This is a genomic window from Alkalihalophilus sp. As8PL (assembly GCF_040939795.1).
GTDB lineage: Bacteria > Bacillota > Bacilli > Bacillales > Bacillaceae_D > Alkalihalophilus > Alkalihalophilus lindianensis.
Map to the genome: position 1 here is coordinate 142538 of NZ_CP162551.1, position 17425 is coordinate 159962.

Annotated in this window: 20 protein-coding genes; 1 reads left to right on the forward strand and 19 read right to left on the reverse strand. The window is 38.9% G+C overall.

What is annotated here, in order from left to right; translation table 11 throughout:
* Position 1: 1 nt before the first annotated feature.
* The 5 genes from bshA to AB3N04_RS01985 are packed head-to-tail and all read right to left on the reverse strand — an operon-like array spanning position 2 to position 3427.
* Positions 2–1135, reverse strand: coding sequence for an N-acetyl-alpha-D-glucosaminyl L-malate synthase BshA (bshA, locus tag AB3N04_RS01965; RefSeq protein WP_368504480.1), 1134 nt, complete (start codon positions 1133–1135; stop codon positions 2–4).
* Between the two features lie 2 nt (positions 1136–1137).
* The gene (gene bshB1, locus AB3N04_RS01970) at positions 1138–1851 is read right to left on the reverse strand and encodes a bacillithiol biosynthesis deacetylase BshB1 (protein WP_368504481.1); all 714 of its coding nucleotides are present in this window, start codon (positions 1849–1851) and stop codon (positions 1138–1140) included.
* Entirely contained in the window at positions 1844–2260 is a 417-nt protein-coding gene (locus AB3N04_RS01975; RefSeq protein WP_368504482.1) for a methylglyoxal synthase, read from the reverse strand. The genes bshB1 and AB3N04_RS01975 overlap by 8 nt, the downstream gene beginning before the upstream one ends.
* Positions 2261–2274: 14 nt before the next feature.
* Positions 2275–3075, reverse strand: coding sequence for a 4-hydroxy-tetrahydrodipicolinate reductase (gene dapB, locus AB3N04_RS01980; protein ID WP_368505973.1), 801 nt, complete (start codon positions 3073–3075; stop codon positions 2275–2277).
* A gap of 1 nt (position 3076) precedes the next feature.
* Complete coding sequence (locus tag AB3N04_RS01985) at positions 3077–3427, reverse strand: nucleotide pyrophosphohydrolase (protein ID WP_317120794.1); 351 nt, start codon at positions 3425–3427, stop codon at positions 3077–3079.
* Between the two features lie 156 nt (positions 3428–3583).
* Between AB3N04_RS01985 and AB3N04_RS01990 the strand changes: the two genes are divergently transcribed.
* Positions 3584–4456 (forward strand): YitT family protein, encoded by an 873-nt coding sequence (locus AB3N04_RS01990; RefSeq protein ID WP_368504483.1) that lies wholly within the window; start codon positions 3584–3586, stop codon positions 4454–4456.
* Positions 4457–4496: 40 nt separating this feature from the next.
* Here the strand turns inward: AB3N04_RS01990 and AB3N04_RS01995 are convergent, their stop codons facing one another.
* The 14 genes from AB3N04_RS01995 to trpA form a co-directional block, all read right to left on the reverse strand.
* Positions 4497–5174, reverse strand: coding sequence for a zinc metallopeptidase (locus tag AB3N04_RS01995; RefSeq protein ID WP_368504484.1), 678 nt, complete (start codon positions 5172–5174; stop codon positions 4497–4499).
* 130 nt (positions 5175–5304) lie between these two features.
* Entirely contained in the window at positions 5305–6096 is a 792-nt protein-coding gene (gene ypjB, locus AB3N04_RS02000) for a sporulation protein YpjB (RefSeq protein WP_368504485.1), read from the reverse strand.
* A gap of 78 nt (positions 6097–6174) precedes the next feature.
* Complete coding sequence (locus tag AB3N04_RS02005) at positions 6175–6774, reverse strand: DUF1405 domain-containing protein (RefSeq protein WP_368504486.1); 600 nt, start codon at positions 6772–6774, stop codon at positions 6175–6177.
* A gap of 91 nt (positions 6775–6865) precedes the next feature.
* Positions 6866–7648, reverse strand: a complete 783-nt coding sequence (locus AB3N04_RS02010) for a c-type cytochrome (protein WP_368504487.1) — start codon at positions 7646–7648, stop codon at positions 6866–6868.
* An 87-nt stretch (positions 7649–7735) separates the two neighbouring features.
* Positions 7736–8407, reverse strand: a complete 672-nt coding sequence (qcrB, locus tag AB3N04_RS02015) for a menaquinol-cytochrome c reductase cytochrome b subunit (RefSeq protein WP_012958517.1) — start codon at positions 8405–8407, stop codon at positions 7736–7738.
* Between the two features lie 15 nt (positions 8408–8422).
* Positions 8423–8923, reverse strand: coding sequence for a ubiquinol-cytochrome c reductase iron-sulfur subunit (locus AB3N04_RS02020; protein ID WP_368504488.1), 501 nt, complete (start codon positions 8921–8923; stop codon positions 8423–8425).
* A gap of 141 nt (positions 8924–9064) precedes the next feature.
* Positions 9065–9526 (reverse strand): YpiF family protein, encoded by a 462-nt coding sequence (locus AB3N04_RS02025; RefSeq protein ID WP_368504489.1) that lies wholly within the window; start codon positions 9524–9526, stop codon positions 9065–9067.
* Between the two features lie 128 nt (positions 9527–9654).
* Entirely contained in the window at positions 9655–10203 is a 549-nt protein-coding gene (locus AB3N04_RS02030) for a ReoY family proteolytic degradation factor (protein ID WP_368504490.1), read from the reverse strand.
* Between the two features lie 142 nt (positions 10204–10345).
* Entirely contained in the window at positions 10346–11608 is a 1263-nt protein-coding gene (locus tag AB3N04_RS02035; protein WP_368504491.1) for a tetratricopeptide repeat protein, read from the reverse strand.
* Between the two features lie 160 nt (positions 11609–11768).
* On the reverse strand, positions 11769–12527 hold the full coding sequence (locus tag AB3N04_RS02040) for a hypothetical protein (protein ID WP_368504492.1): 759 nt from the start codon (positions 12525–12527) through the stop codon (positions 11769–11771).
* Between the two features lie 444 nt (positions 12528–12971).
* A complete protein-coding gene (aroA, locus tag AB3N04_RS02045) occupies positions 12972–14261 on the reverse strand; it encodes a 3-phosphoshikimate 1-carboxyvinyltransferase (RefSeq protein ID WP_368504493.1) in 1290 nt (429 codons plus the stop codon).
* A gap of 11 nt (positions 14262–14272) precedes the next feature.
* Positions 14273–15370, reverse strand: a complete 1098-nt coding sequence (locus AB3N04_RS02050) for a prephenate dehydrogenase (RefSeq protein ID WP_317120782.1) — start codon at positions 15368–15370, stop codon at positions 14273–14275.
* Between the two features lie 100 nt (positions 15371–15470).
* Positions 15471–16583, reverse strand: a complete 1113-nt coding sequence (gene hisC / locus AB3N04_RS02055; RefSeq protein ID WP_368504494.1) for a histidinol-phosphate transaminase — start codon at positions 16581–16583, stop codon at positions 15471–15473.
* Between the two features lie 39 nt (positions 16584–16622).
* Positions 16623–17423 carry a tryptophan synthase subunit alpha gene (gene trpA, locus AB3N04_RS02060; RefSeq protein ID WP_368504495.1) on the reverse strand — a complete coding sequence of 267 codons (801 nt, stop codon included), beginning with the start codon at positions 17421–17423 and terminating at the stop codon, positions 16623–16625.
* Positions 17424–17425: the final 2 nt, after the last annotated feature.

The window sequence follows — 17425 nt, forward strand, 5'->3', positions numbered from 1 at the left end:
ATTAGATTGACTCCTCTATAACGTCACGATAGATCGCTTCATATTGCTCCACGATGCTATGTGAATAGAAAGTTGTTTGAACGGATTGTTCTGCTGAACTTGCAAATTGAGCATGCAATTGATCGTCTTTAAGTAGCTTAATTGCGTAATTCGCTACACATTCGATGTCTCCTACTTCACATAAATAGCCATTTACACCATGGGTAATCACTTCTGGAATCCCACCAATATTCGTACCTATTACAGGTACACCGCAAGCCATTGCCTCTAGAGCCACTAAGCCAAAGCTTTCCTTTTCACTTAAAAGAAGTTTTAAGTCACTCATAGAAAGTAGCTCTGCAATATGTTTTTGGTTTCCAAGAAATAATACACAATCCTCTATTTGATACTCTTTTACCAGTTCACGAACAACCGTCAACTCTGGCCCATTCCCTATTAATACCAATTTTGAATTGACTTCTTTTTGAATAAGAGCAAAGCTTTTAACTATATCGCAAACACGCTTCACTCCACGGAAATTCGAGATATGAATGAGAACTTTTTCATCCTCATCTATTCCATAATGTTTCCTAAGTCCGCTTACTTCAGACTTTTTGTATATGCGCTCGTCAATAAAATTATATACCGTATCAATCGGTTTTTTAGTATGTACTAACTCATGTGTTTGTTTAGCTAAATCATTTGAAACCGCCGTCACTCGATCTGATTGTTCCATTGCAAATCGAATCAACTCACGTAACGAAGGATCATACCCTAAAACAGTAATATCTGTACCGTGTAATGTTGTGACAATTTTAAAAGGATGATCACTCATTTGTTTTGCTAAAATCGCACAAATGGCATGTGGGACTGCATAATGTACATGAAGCAAGTCTAACTTTTGTCGTTTGGCTACTTCTGCCATCTTACTTGCCAAAGTTAAGTCATAAGGCGGATATTGAAAAACAGAATATTGATTGACTTCTACTTCATGATAATAGATGTTTGGGTAGACTCGATCTAGGCGAAACGGAATACTCGAGGTAATGAAATGAACCTCATGACCACGCTCAGCTAATAATTTTCCAAGCTCAGTTGCAATCACTCCAGAGCCGCCTACCGTCGGATAACAGCTTATGCCTATTTTCAATTTCATACTTATTCTTCTCTCATTTCGAGTAAATTTTCTACAAGTATTGGTTTAGTCGTCTTAAAGCCTTCAGCAAAGCCTACACCAGCTTCACTTCCGAATAACCGCTCTCTGGCTACTACCTTCTCAATATATCCGTTCGTTAGTGGTGTTTCTACAGATTGATCAGACTTATCAAATTGACTTTTAAAAGCAGCTAAAGCCCTCTTTTTCGTTTCTATTTCTAATGATATATCGACAATAAAATCTGGACGCTCATACGCATTAATCATATATAAGTAGTATGCCTCAATCCGATGAGCAGGTAATTTACTTTCACATCGGTAATTCCGTATGCCACTGTTAAAGATTGCTTCTTTGATAATGGAAGTGGTCATCCCATGGTCCGGGTGCCGATCAATATGAAAAGGCGCAAATACGAGCTTCGGCTTATACATTCTAATAATCGATACAATCTGCTGCAATTGGTCGGCCGTATAAAAGGTTAGACCTCGATCAGGCAGTTCAAGTTGAATTCTTTTCTTCACTCCTAATATATCACTAGCAGCACTTGCCTCTCTTTGCCTTGTTTCAACCGTTCCATTAGAAGAAAGTTCTGCTAGAGTTAAATTGCATACACCAATGTTAAATCCTCTTTTCGAATAAAGAGCAATCGTTCCGCCCATTCCAATTTCAACATCATCTGGATGAGCACCGAACGCTAATATATCTAACTTAGTCATTTCTATTTTCCTCTTCGTGTAACACCTCGCGCCATTTCAAATCGCCTCTTTCTAAGCCTTTAATTAACACTTCAGCTGTTCCGAGGTTGGTCGCAAGTGGCACATTTTGAACATCACACAATCGAACGAGTGCAGATACATCAGGTTCATGTGGCTGAGCCGTTAGAGGATCGCGGAAAAATACAATTAAATCAAATTTATTTTCAGCTACAAGTGCCCCTATCTGCTGATCCCCGCCTAAGGGACCAGACTTAAAACGAGTAACAGAAAGATCAGTTGCTTCCATCACTCTCGTTCCTGTCGTACCTGTACCATATAGTTCATGTTTTGCAAGGATTTGTTCGAACGCAATTGCAAACTGAACCATTTGATCTTTTTTCTTATCATGTGCGATTAAGGCAATCCTCATTTGTGGTTCTCCCCTTAGTCAATAATATTTTCTAAACCATATACAAGTGTATCTATACCGAGCACAGTCTCCACTGCCAAACGGACTCCCGGCATAAACGAAGCTCTATTCATAGAATCATGACGAATGGTTAGCGTTTGCCCTTCTCCACCAAAAATCACTTCTTGATGTGCTACTAAACCGGGTAAACGAACACTATGTATTTTCATTCCTTCAAAGTCGGCACCACGTGCCCCTTCTAATTCCTCATGCTCATCGGGGTGACCTTGATTTTTTGCCTCACGTACTTCTGAAATAAGTTGTGCCGTTTTAATCGCTGTTCCTGATGGGGCATCTAGTTTACGATCATGGTGACGTTCAATAATCTCCACATCTGGTAAAAATTTCGCCGCCATTTGTGAAAATTTCATCATTAAAATTGCACCAATTGCAAAATTAGGTGCAATAATACCACCTAGCTCTTTTTGTTCTGCTAATTTTCTTAGTTCTTTAATGTCCTCATCAGAAAAGCCAGTGGTCCCAACAACAGGTCTCACCCCATGATTAAAGGCAATTTCCATATGTTTACGGCCGAATGCAGGCGAGGTTAGGTCAATCAGAACATCTACGCTCTGTTCGCTAAAGCAAAGTTCCATATCTGTATAGACGGGAATATCCAATGCAGGTAATCCATCGATGTCTGCAATCTTCATACCATCGTGCTTCGAGTCAACAACCGCTCGTAAAGTAAAATGTTCTGTTTCATTTACCATCCTTACAGCTTCACGCCCCATATTTCCTCTTGGTCCTGCAATTACAACATTTACATTTTTCATCTTATTCATCCACTCCACTCTCTTCAATTCTAGTCCAGCGATCTTTATCACGGTTTTCAAATTTATTCATTACTAAATCAAATGCTTCCTCTAAATCAATATGTAAGGAGTTTGCAAAACAAATGAGAACAAATAAAATGTCTCCCATTTCTTGCTCCATAGATTTTGTCTCTTCTGAAGATTTTTTAGGCTTCTCTCCGTAATAATGGTTTACCTCTCTAGCAAGTTCTCCAACTTCTTCACTCATGCGTGCAAGCATCGCCAGCGGGCTAAAATACCCTTCTTTAAATTGACCAATAAATTGATCAACTTCCTTTTGCATGTCTTTCATTGATTTATTAGGATCACTCATTTTTCCACCTCACAGTCTTCCACCATCCATGTTAGCGAATCTAGGCCGATTTGACAAATTTTATTCACTAGATTGCTCTTCTGTTAGGACTTCTTTATACTAATGATGCACTACTATCAACAAAATCTTTAAAAGACTAGTAAGGAGGACATTTACGTGGCTTACCGTATAAAGGCAAAAAATGTATTACTTATTTTATTAGGTAGTGCTATTTTATCATTTGGTCTTGTTTATTTTAATATGGAAAACAATTTAGCAGATGGTGGATTTACAGGGATCACGCTCATTCTTTATTTTATATTTGCTTTTAATCCCGCCATATCAAACCTTTTATTAAACATTCCACTCTTTTTCATCGGGTGGAAGATTCTTGGGAAAACAACGTTTATTTATACGATCATCGGAACAGTTGGGGTGTCTATTTTTCTTGAGGTCTTTCAACGGTATCCCTTTATTTCGATTCCTCTTCATGACGACATGACATTGGCCGCTCTCTTTGCCGGTGTTTTTATAGGTGTCGGTCTAGGGATTGTCTTTAGATATGGTGGAACGACTGGCGGGGTCGATATCATCGCAAAATTAGGTTTTAAATACCTCGGCTGGAGCATGGGAAAGACGATGTTTATCTTTGATGCCATCGTGATCGCTTCCTCCCTCATTTATTTAAATTACCGCGAAGCAATGTATACATTATTAGCTGTATTTGTCGCTGCAAAAGTGATTGATTTTATTCAGCAAGGTGCATACTCTGCGAAAGCATGTTTTATTATTTCTGATTCTGTTTCAGAAATCGCAGATACGATTATGAAGGAGATGGACCGGGGGGCTACCTTATTAAAAGGACAAGGGAGCTTTACTCGATCTGAACGAGAGGTACTCTATTGTGTAGTGGGACGAAATGAATTAATTCGACTTAAGACACTTGTTGAGAAGATTGATCCCCATGCTTTTGTGACGGTTAACGATGTACAGGATGTGATCGGTGAGGGCTTTACGTTAGATGAGAATAAAAAACCAATAGGGATATAAAAAGAACACAGGATTCCAGCGAATCCTGTGTTCTTCGTTATTAATCGTCGTTGTTCATACCAATATACATTAAAATGAAACGAGCAAGCTCTAGTAAGGCTACTAACGCACCTGCAACATACGTTAATGCTGCTGCGTTTAATACTTTACGTGTCTCACGTTCCTCATCATTTCGAATGACTCCAACGGAAACGACTTGCTCCATTGCACGACTTGAAGCATTAAATTCTACAGGCAATGTTACAACCTGGAATAAAACAGCCGCTGCCATAAAAACGATCCCGAGTAATAAGAGATTTGTAGCACCCATCAAGATACCCGCTAAGATAAGGAAGAATGAAATGTTTGAACCAAATCCTGCTATTGGTACTAATGCATGGCGAAAGCGTAGGAATGCATAATCTTCTGCATCTTGCATGGCATGACCAACTTCATGTGCTGCTACTGCTGCACCAGCAACAGAGGTACCATAGTAGTTATCAGTAGATAAACGAACAACTTTGCTACGAGGGTCATAATGGTCAGTTAACTTCCCTTGCACTTCTTCGATTCGTACATCATAAAGACCGTTATCATCGAGAATTTTACGAGCTACTTGTGCACCTGTCATTCCAGATGACGACTGAACTTTTGAGTACTTTTTGTACGCACTTTTCACTTTCATTTGAGCCCATATCGGGATAATGAGAAGTAAAATAAAATAAATCAGAAAACCCATTTTTCTGTCTCACCTCTGTTGTAGTCTAGTTATTTTTAGTGTACGTAATACATCAAATAAAGTCAAACAAAATACCTAGGCTATCTCTTACCGTAGCTGGGTTTCCACTTGTTTTCACATCATTGTCACATTATTCCTTCATTCTTACTTTACTCTTTTCAGCACGGTATTTTCTTACACCTACATAAGATAAAGACATGACGATCATTCCACCAATTGTGAACATGACCCATAGTAAGGAAGGATCAGCACTATCTTCTTTAACTCGTTCAAACATTTTTCGGAAATCAGATTCCATCAATTCAATATGAGGGATCAACTTGTTACTTCCTACACCATCGACGCGAAGATTTTCCAAATAAGTGATTTGTGATTCAATTTTTTGAAGCATTTGTGGCTCCAAGTCTATCAATAAGGCTGGTCTAATCATTTGATAATGTCTTAAAAAGGTATTCATTCGATGCTGCAGGGCCTCTGAATTCTCTTGACTATACTCTTCTTTGATGGCCAAAAGGGTCCCAAGTATTGTCTCTTCTGATTGTAACCAGAGTGGATGATGTTCACTCGAGAGGGCATCCACAGCTAATCTAAAAGAAGTTACCGTATAAATTCTTTCATCTAAAGGCCTCTCTGTAGCGGTTACTGCCTCTACTGCCGCTTCGAAAGTTAAGGTTATTGTACGCATGTCATTCATTGTGAACCCTTGCTCTTTAAAATCGAGTTCTATAAAGGCTTCAGAAAAATAATCAAGCAGCTGCTTAGCTTCTTCAAACTTTTCTTGCTTTACTAGCTGAAGTACGTGATCAGTTGTTTGATTTAGTTCTTTCCATGTATGTTGTCCATTCACTTCAGTCGCATACCCAATTCCAGTAGATCCTATAAAAATACTTACAAATAGAATACATATAAAGATTCTACGCATGTTTGTCCCTCCTTCTTCTTCTCCCATCTTATGAAAAGTTGGACAAGAGTAGACCAAAAAAGAAAGACAAAATCCGATTTATAAGAGGTTTAATTTATATGTTTTATTGCGAATACATAGTATATAAACTATTAAAAGTGATAAAACACTCAACCAAAACGTAAAGTAGCCGACTTCTGTAATATAAGGCATTAAATATGGATGTAATCCCGGATGCATCATATAGACATAGTCGATAACATCATTATGCAAGGTCCACATCGCAACTATGACAAGATGCCATGGTTGAATACGGAAGTAAGGTGCATATATTATTGCTTGAATCGCCATACCCGCATGCGAGACTATTAACATATAATTCGTCCAATGTGGTGTAGCACCTACTCCAAAAGAAGCGATATTCATAACAACTGCCCATACCCCATACTTAATTAACGTAACAGCTGCTAATGCTTCAATGAGAGGAAGGTTTCGTTTGAACAAAAAAGCAATTAAAACGATCACAAAAAACAAACTTGCAGTAGGGCTATCTGGAACGAATAACAAAAACTGAGCAGGTGTTCGTTCTAATTGATTTGCATACCACATATACCCATAAATCGTTCCAGGTATATTTATGATAAGCATGAGTATGATTGTTAGGCGATGACCAAATAGCGTTAATAATTGAGTTTTCACAGGTAGCCACCCTTCCTTCACTTTATGTATTTTGCTTTATATGTAAGAAAAAAGCTGACTGTAACAGTCAGCTTTCCATACTAAGTATGTTTTATTCTTCTTCAGGATTACCGTGAGCAGCAATGTATTCAGCAAGGATCTCAAGCTCCTCATCGGATCCTTCGAATAAGCCACCTGGCATTGAACCTTGACCATTAATAATTACTTCCATAACAGCCTCAGCATCTTTCTCCGTCTCAAGAAGCGATGGACCACCAGAACCACCGGCCATAGTGTCACCATGACATCCAATACATGAAGCTTGTGAAGAGTAAATAGCATATCCTTCAGCTTCCGTATCAATCTCACCTTCTTCTACAATTGCACCTTGCTCAGCAGCAGCTTCCCAGTCATGCTGGTCAACTGATTCCCAAGTTAAGTAGATCGTTGCAACAAGCGCAAGCATCATGATACCAGAAGCAATTGGACGTTTCAATGGACGACGCTCTTTACCAGTATCTAACCAAGGAGCGATTAATAACGCACCAAATGCAAGACCTGGAATAACCACTGCTCCGATTACGTTAAAGTCCCCGGAAGCATATTGGTATTTTAGTAATTGATACATAAACAAGAAATACCAGTCAGGTAATGGAATATAACCTGCATCTGTCGGATCAGCCATACGCTCAAGAGGAGCCGGGTGAGCAACAGTTAAGCAAAGATAACCCATTAAGAAGACCGCACCAACCATCCACTCTTTTAAGAGGAAGTTCGGCCAGAACGCTTCTGTTTTACCTGGATACTCTGAGTAATCTTTTGGAATATTTGGTTTGCGATTATTTGCCTTGACACGGGAGTCACCGACAAACTGCATTCCTTTACCACGTTCCATCTCGTTCCCTCCTTTTAATTATCACGTTAGAGGGTGTCTAAAAGGTCAATCATATTATGAAACTTTCAAACACACCATTATTACATCTTACAATGGACCAGAAATACCTTGTTTACGGATCATGTAGAAGTGAGCCGCTAGTAGACCAAGTAAGGCACCTGGTAAGAAGAATACGTGAATCGCGAAGAAACGAGCAAGTGTTGCAGCACCAATGACTTCTCCACCGGCAAGCAATGTTTTCGCAAATCCACCAATGAGTGGAACACTCTCAGCAATTTGAAGACCTACAACAGTCGCAAAGTATGCTTTCATATCCCATGGTAATAAGTACCCTGTGAAACCTAAACCAAGCATAACGAAGAAAATAAGTACACCGACAACCCAGTTTAATTCACGTGGCTTCTTATAAGAACCTGTAAAGAATACACGTAACGTGTGTAAAAACATCATAACAATAACTAAACTAGCTCCCCAGTGGTGCATCCCACGTACGATCACACCGAAAGCTACTTCGTTTTGTAAGTAAGCTACTGATTGATAAGCATTGATAATATCCGGTACATAATACATCGTTAAGAACATACCTGATAAAATCTGAATCACTGTAACGAAGAATGTTAATCCTCCAAAACAGTAAACGAACGCAGAGAAGTGGTGAGCAGGGTTAACATGCTCTGGCACTTCGTGGTCAGCAATATCGCGCCACATAGGCGTAATATCAAGACGCTCATCAACATAGTCGTAAATTTTTTGAAGCATCGATTACGCCCCTCCTTATGTTCGCTGATTGATTTGACCTAAGTATACTTTTCCATCTTGAACCATCACATCATACACATCGAGTGGACGCTGCGGCGGTGTCCCTGGGACATTGATACCATCTTTTTCAAACATACCAAAGTGACAAGGGCAATAGAATCGTTCTGGGTGGTCATCATTAGAACCGAACGATACTGTACAGCCTAGGTGTGTACATGTTGGTGACAGCGCTGTTACTTCATCCCCGCGGATAAAGATGTATGCTTCACGTGTCACTTCCGATTCGTACCACGCATCTTGTTGCTCAAAGCTGAAAGCAAACTTTTGTGGTTCCTCTGTTAATTCTTCAAGATAACATACAGGCTCATAATCAGACTCAGTGCCAGCTTTCAAAGCAGGATCAAGGGCAAAGCGTGCCATTGGCATTATCATTCCCGCAGCCATGAAGCCACCAACACCTGTAAGCGTGTACGTTAAAAATTGTCGTCGTGAAACTTTGTGGTCTTTTTCGCTCACTAGTTTTCCCCCCCTACACTATAAAATAGACCCTTCTCGGGCATAGTTAGACACATATAATACTAGGACATACCCATGATAGCTTAATGACATGGTGGTGTCAATTGTTTCAAGAAGTAAAACGACACGATTTTGCCACGATTATCGATTTTGCCACTTGTTTGTCATAATCGGTACTAATTGTTTAATTTGCTGCGAAATCACCTCGCGTCTATTTTCCATTGATAGGTGTTCCAGTGGCACGGAAGGTAACCAAATTAACCATTCCTCAAGATCTTGTTCTACTGTTTTCCACCAGCTATCCGAACTCGCATAGACAATATGGTTCATGCCGCCTAAACGTAATTCTTCTGACCATTTTTTTAATCGGATGATTAGATCTTCTTCCTTTTCTTTTTCTAAATAAGTAAAGGAAGGGAATAACACCACTCTCCCTTGAAACTGGCGTTCTAACTCCGCACTAATAATTGATATGAACTCGCCCATTGCTACAGTTGATTTCACTTCTTTTTGCCAAGAGATCGGCACTAACGGTACAATTGCCGTATCTACATACTCCTTAGCTTGTAGATATTTATCCATCTCATTTGCTTGCCATTTCATATTCCCACCCCAAATTCCTATTGTATACAAAGTCATTCTACCTTTTTCAAAGAGATTAGACAAACATTCTATTAGAAGCTAAAACAATAATACACCCCTACTTAAAAAGTAAGGGTGTAAGTCATTTATTAGCGTTCTGCTTCTAATTCTTTTAATTCATTAGCTAACTGCATAAACGTATGGTGATCAAGAGCATCTAATGCTTGATCTATGCGTTTATGTAGATCCTTTTTACGAAAAGACTTAATAGAAGCTTCAAGTAAATCTTCTGCCATACGTTGATGGACTTGAGCAATCTCTTCATTCTCTGGCAAGTATGGGTTATCTTCTAAAACAGCTAAGTATGGTGGGTACATCTTAGGGTTTGAAAAATGCAGTTCAATGTAAATGTCTTCTGTTTGGTTTAATCGGATATCGTGAAATGCTTTTTCGGCATCAGTCGTTATATGTTTAAATTTGTGAAATGAGAAAGGAACAGTATCCACACCAGTTGCTGAAATAACTAATGCTTTAGGGGTTGAAGCTGCTCGCTCCACAAAATGGACTCTCTCCATCAATTCATCATCACTCATTAAATAATTTAACAACCATGCACACTCTCGTCTCTTTAATTCATAATGCTGTAAAAAGCCCCGAAGAAATTCTTTTTTCTCCACTACTGGAATGATGCTGCCCATGCTCCATCCTCCTTCGTGATTTCAATGCTTTTTCTCATTTATCCACACTTGCTGTTAAGGTACCCTTGCTTTTTTACTAACGTTTTTCTTATATTATAGAAATTCGCTATGGGTAACGAAAATTCCTTGTTAAAAGTCAATTTTAATCAAGTTGTAAGTTACCAATGATTTCCTTCACATCAGAACGGTTAGGATTGAGCTTTAATAATTGATTAAAACTAGAAAAAGCCTTCTCCCTTAACCCTTCTTCTAATAAGAATGTGCCATATTCAAAGAGGAAATCTTCATCTTCAACAAAATGATCAGCTACTTCTGAATAACATTTAAGAGCTTCGTCGTATTCTTCCGTCTCACGAAGGGCTGAACCTTCATACCACGTTAATAACGGGTCTACCTCTCCGTATGACTTTGTATGAGAAATAAGTTCGGCAAGTTCCTCAAATTGATCCGTATGTTTTAAATAGGCAGCTAGCGTTTGAACTGCTTCCATATTTGAAGGATTTAATGCTATCACTTTACGCAAATATAGTTCTCCTTCTTCCGGAGCTTGTCGTTTAAAAGATAATTTACCCGCCAAAATGTATAGCTGTTCGTTGTATTCATCTACAGACATTCCAGCTTTCAAGGTTTCCATCGCTTCATCTAAGCGATTTTCCGCCTCAAATGCTTTAGCTAAATAAGGGTACAAACTTGAAAAGTCTGGATCAAGTGCTTTAAGTGCTTCGAGTTGTTCGATTGCAAGGGTCATATCCCCCACTTGAAACGCTGTAAAACCGTAACCGAATAGAGCATGTGGTTCTAGCTGATCACGAAGACCCTTCTCATAGTACTGGAGAGCTTCCTCAAATTGACCGCTCGCACTGAATGCTTCTGCCATTTTCAGTTCAACTTGCACATTAGGCAGATCATTTTTTGCATGCACAGCTTTTTTCAAGTAAGGAATGCTTTTATTATAATCTCCACGCTCTAAATAAAATTCCCCAAGTCCGTAAGAGATAATCACTTCATCTGGAGCTATTCGTGCTGCTGCTAGTAATTTTTGCTCGGCTACTTCATCTAAAGATTGCATTTGATAAAGATCTGCAAGCAAAAGTTGAGCTTGAAGATAGGCGGGATCTGCTTCTTTGATTTCTTGTAACCACTCGATCGCTTCATCTTCTTTATCTCCATCAATCATTACTTCGGCTGCGAATACGATGAGACTCCCTTCGTCAGGATAAAGTGCTAATAGTTCCTCAATGATTCTTTCTGTTTCCTTTAAATGCCCTAATTCATAATAAACTTCAGCAATTGCAAATTTATAGTCGTGATCTGCTTGATTTTCTGCTTGCTTAAGTTTTTTTAAGCCAAGTTCAACTTCCCCTGATTCAATCATTTCTAATGCCTGTTGCAGTAAGTCCATCATCCATTCCTCCCGGCTTTTATACATCGCTATTACATCATTCTAGTTGGTTGTATAAAAACCTTTTAATTCTTATTCTATTTGATACACCGGTAAAGTTAAAGAAGACCCTCATTCAAATTGAATGACGGCAATCATCAAATTCTATCCTAGATTGTTTTAGTCAATAAATAGCTTTGCCTGCTGCATCTATTGTCAAGAAACGTTTAGGTGATGATATGACAAGTTGTCTGCCATAACCCGGATTGAAGTCTATTTTTTGATTCACTTTAATAATCCGGTCTCTAAGAGCTACAATTTCTGGCTCTCTTTTATCATAATCAAGTTTTTTGTTCTCATCAAGAAAAAAAGCTTCGTTTTCTTCAGTCTGCTTATGAAGATAGAGTTGATAATCAAAGTCACTTGACACGAGTAGGTCTCCTTTTTTTGGGTAAAGACCTATTTTTTGAAGGGCTTCTTTTGACCAACTTGAATTTCCTGGTGAATCTTCAGTTTGAATGCGGTATTGATTGCAATAAAACGTCCAATGCTTCACAATTTGTATAGCTATTTTTTTATCATCCGTCTCCAACCGCGGGACAAGTACGACCGGATACGTTACCATCATTTGTGAGATATGATCCCATGGAACTAACCTTAATGCATCTAACGAATCTATCTTCACCTCTAAAATAGGAATCTTTTGACGTTTACACTCTCTTATAACAGTTGGTCTTAATAGTGAAAGGGGAATCGTTAATCCAATTAAGTAATCAAGCGTACTATTTATCATTAGATGTTTTTTTATTTTTAAAGAAGTTGCAATCTGGCGTTCGTATTCGGTGTTTGCATATGTAATGACACTCGTACACCCCTCACGAATCAGTTCCATTTGGCATTGCTTAAGCTGCTGAAAGCTTGATTGCTCGATAGTTTTAGGCATATTCAAAATTACTCCCGGTTTAATCCCAAAACCCTTCCCATTTACTCGCTTCCCAATCCATTTTATCATCTCTTTATTTATATAGGTTATGGATCCCTGCTTTATTAAATACGAACGAACTTCATTGTTTTTTTGGATATCACTTAGTAAATACAGATTGATCCCTCCCCAACTTTTTCACTTATAGACAAGCTATGAGAAGGATCAAAAAAAGAGAACAAAGGGATTTTATTTAATAATTAGAATTTTTTAATTAATCTGTTGACTTTCCTCGTCATATCGTTATAATAAAAGTAGCGTATGGTTTCTCTCCACTCCTATCCATACTATATGTAGCTTTTGCTAAACCCTAATTCGAAAACGCTTACATTTTCGAATTAGGGACTTTTTTGTCTTCTAACTAAAAAGCTTATGATCATAATGATCATAAGCTTTCTTAAACTATTACAAAGTAAGCTTCTCAATATCCTCAAAAAATGTTGGATAAGATACAGATATCGCTTCGCTTCTTTTTATCAATACTTCTTCTTCTGAGATTAAGCCTGCAACAGCCATAGCCATTCCGATACGATGATCACCATAGCTATCGACTTCCCCACCTGTAAGCTTCTGACTGCCATGAATAATCATCCCATCCTCAGTCGCCTCTACTTGAGCTCCAAGTTTTGTCAATTCACTTACCACGGTATCAATTCGATTCGTTTCTTTTACTTTTAACTCCTCAGCATCTTTGATAACGGTTTTGCCATTCGCTTGTGTTGCTAGAACAGCTATCACTGGAATTTCATCAATTAACCGGGGGATAATCTCTCCGCTAACCTCAACGCCTTTTAATTCGGACGTTTCAATAGTCAGGTCGGCAATTGGTTCTCCACCCACTACTTTTTCATTTGTAACCGTTAAAGAGGCCCCCATTTTCTGTAATACATCAATTATCCCAGAGCGAGTTGGATTCATGCCAACTCCTGTTAAAGTTACCTGGCTATTTGGAACAATCGCTGCTGCTACTAAAAAGAAAGCTGCAGATGAGATATCTCCCGGTACAATAATATGATTGGCTTTTAGGGATTGACTCCCCTCAACAGAAACAGTTAACCCGTCCCGAATCACTTTGACACCATATGCTTCTAACATACGTTCTGTATGATCACGTGAAAGAGCAGGCTCCGTTACAGTCGTTACCCCTTCGCTCTGTAAGCCAGCTAATAAAATAGCTGATTTCACTTGGGCACTTGCTACCGTTGAAGTAAATGAAATACCTTTTGTTTGACCGCCACGTATCGATAGAGGTGTATAATTGCCGTTTTCCCGCCCATCAATCTCAGCACCCATTGCTTTTAAAGGGTCCGTTACACGGGACATTGGACGCTTTGCAATGGAATCATCACCAATGACGACGGAATGAAAAGGTCTCGTCGCTAAGATGCCAAGCATTAAACGAGTTGTCGTTCCGGAATTACCAACGTTTAAAATCTCAGTTGGTTCACTTAAACCATCCCAACCTCTACCATCCACCGTTACACGATCACCAGATTGTTCGATTGAAACGCCAAGTTTTTTAAAACAAGAGATGGTACTTAAACAATCCTCACCACTTAAAAATCCTTCAATGGTCGTCTTGCCTTTTGCGATTGCACCAAACATAACAGCTCGGTGAGAGATTGATTTATCTCCCGGAATCTGAATATGTCCCTTCAAACCATTATTTATGGATTGCACAACTTTTTTTGACATAGTATCCTCCCTTATAAACGGTATGTTTCGTACATATGATGTTGCAGCTGAATTTTTGCTTGGTCAAGATCTTCCTCTGATCTGAAGCTTAATCTAAGAACCCCCATAATATCTTCTCTCGTCTCTAAAATCCGAATATTGGTGATACTGATCTTATGTTGAGCCAAGATACTTGTTACATCTGATATGACCCCCGGATGGTCAGGAACATCAACATATAAGTCATAAAAAGAAGGAATAGCTCCTTTTTTCTTAACAGGTAAACCGTCCCGAAAAGCTTTTGCTTCTTCAAAGTATGTATAAATATCTGTTTCGTTTTCTTCTTCTATTAATGTCTTCACATTTTTCATTTCATGCATCCACGATTCAAGTAAACGAAGAAGGCTATCTTTATTTTGAAGCAAGATATCCCTCCACATAACCGGACTCGCCGAAGCTATTCGTGTAATATCTCTAAATCCACCTGCAGCTAGTCTAGATACGAGCGGATCTTTTTCTTCTAAGTTTGCTACTTGATGGACTAGACTTGCTGCAACAATATGAGGGAAATGACTAATAGCACCAGCGAGATGGTCATGTTGGTCTGCAGTCATTTCAATGAAAGTTGCTTTTGTACCCTTTAACCAATTTTGCAACTGGATAATTGCTCTAGCATCGGCATCTTCACTAGGTGTCAATATATAATAAGCATTCTCAAACAAATGAGCACGAGCTGCTTCTACCCCACTTTTATGGGAACCTGCCATTGGATGTCCGCCAATAAAAGTAATTCCTTTTTCAATGAGACACTCAGCTTGTTGATAAATTTTTCTCTTTGTGCTTCCTACATCCGTAATAATAGCGCCTGGTTTAATGTCGTAGTCTACCAAGTCTTTTAACAATTCGGTCGTGCGAGAGACGGGAGTTGCAAAAATAATTAAATCTGCCCTTGCAACTCCTTCTTTTATCGAGGATACGGATTCATCTATTACCCTTAAAGAGTGTGCCATCTTTAATTGATCACTATGAATATCAAACCCTATTATATGTACATCATGTTCTTTTCTAATGGCCAAGGCGATTGAACCGCCAATCAAGCCTAATCCTATTATAAATGCCGTCCGTTTCATATTTTTCTCCTTCTAAACAAGACATGTCCACTTCTTCTATAACAGTTACATCATATGCTAAAAACCGCCTTTCAGATCTAGCTTGAAAGACGATTTGTCATTATGAAGGTTGCGTAGTAGTAAGAGGTGTTTGTAATAATACTCGCTCTAACGCTTGAAATAGTGCTTCATTATCCTCTTTTTTTCCGATCGTGATTCGAATCGCCGTTGAAAAACCTAACGGATTGCCAGACCTCACAATAAAGCCTTCTTTAAGCAGAGCTTTAAACACTTCATCACCCGAGCGTCCGAGTTCAATGAGCAAGAAATTCGTTTCGGAAGGATAGTACGTTAAGCGGTGTCTATCACAAAACAACTCTAATTGCTTCATTCCAGTATTATTTTTCTCCACACATTCTTTAATAAATTCTTGATCTGAAAGCGCCGCAGCAGCCGCAATTTGTCCAAATGAGACATTGTTGAATGGTGGGCGTACAGGTTGTAAATAAGAAATAAGCTCCTTATTAGCAACACCAAAACCAACTCTTAATGCAGCCAGTCCATAAGCTTTTGAGAAGGTACGTAAAATGATTAACTGCTTATAACGCTCAAGCATTGGAATCGTTTCTGGGTAATCGTCTGCCGTTACATATTCATAATACGCTTCATCAGAGACCACGATCACATGAGGTGGAACTTGATTAAGAAAGTTCTCGAACGCCTCTTTATTTACATAAGTTCCTGTTGGGTTATTAGGATTACAAACCCAAACAATTTTAGTGTTTTCATCAATCGCCTCAAGCATAGCATCAAGATCATGAACACCATCTTTTAAAGGAACTTCTCGAATACTGGCCCCTTCAATCGTAGCATTTAACTTATACTGAGAAAATGTTGGATGGGCTGTTACTGTGTTCGTCCCTTTTTCAAGAAAAGTACGGCATAGAAATTGAATCACTTCATCCGAGCCATTTCCAAAAATAAGTTGATCCTCTTTGACACGATACGTTTTTGCTACAGCTTGCCTTAAAGTCCTTGCATAACCGTCTGGATAAATTGCCGTTTGGCTTGCGGCGTCTTTTATCGCTTCAGTAACTTTAGGAGATGACCCAAACGGATTCTCATTAGAAGCAAGCTTAATAATCTTAGTTAAACCCAACTCTTTTTTTACTTCTTCTATTGGTTTACCTGGCTCATAAGAAGGCAAGCCAAGTAATTGAGCTTTAGGTTGCATCTTTAGCACCTCACCTTGTGAAAGTATTCTCTCTCTATGTTACGATGAAATGAGCGAGGTGACAAACGTTTTTAATTGTAATAGTGCATCTTTTCTGTTTTTTTCATGTTTTAATGCATCTTTGTGCTTGGCGATTTCAGAAACAAGTGCACTACCTACGATCACTCCATCAGCATGGCTATGCATTTCCTTCACTTGCTCGGAAGAAGAAATTCCAAACCCAACCGCTACAGGAACTGGACTTGATGTTTTTACAGTTTGTAAAAACTCATATACTCTTTCATCAATCTTCTTCCGTTCTCCTGTCACACCTAATGAAGAAACGCAATATAAGAACCCTTGAGCTCTTTGTGCGATTTTTTGAATCCTAGCTTTTGATGTTGGTGCCACAAGGGAAATAAGCGCCAACTCATTTTCTGCACATAAATTTGTTAATTCTTCGCTTTCTTCATATGGTAAGTCCGGCACCAAAATTCCATCTATACCCATTTCACTGGCAACTCGCGTAAACCGTTCTTCCCCATATTGAAGGAGCGGGTTAAAGTAAGTAAAGACGACCACAGGGATTGTTAACCCTCTCTCTCTCATGATTGGAACTAGCTTCATTGCTCCTTCAAGTGTCATCCCACCTTCTAGTGCACGCTTAGATGCTTCTTGGATGGTTGGTCCGTCTGCAAGAGGATCGGAATAGGGAATCCCTAATTCCAAGAGATCAGCACCAGCCTCCTCTAACATAAGAGCAATCTCAACCGTCGCTTCTGCGTTCGGATCCCCAGCAGTTATAAAAGGGATAAATAATCCGCTATTTTTTTCTGTAAGTCGTTTCATTCGCTGACTCATGA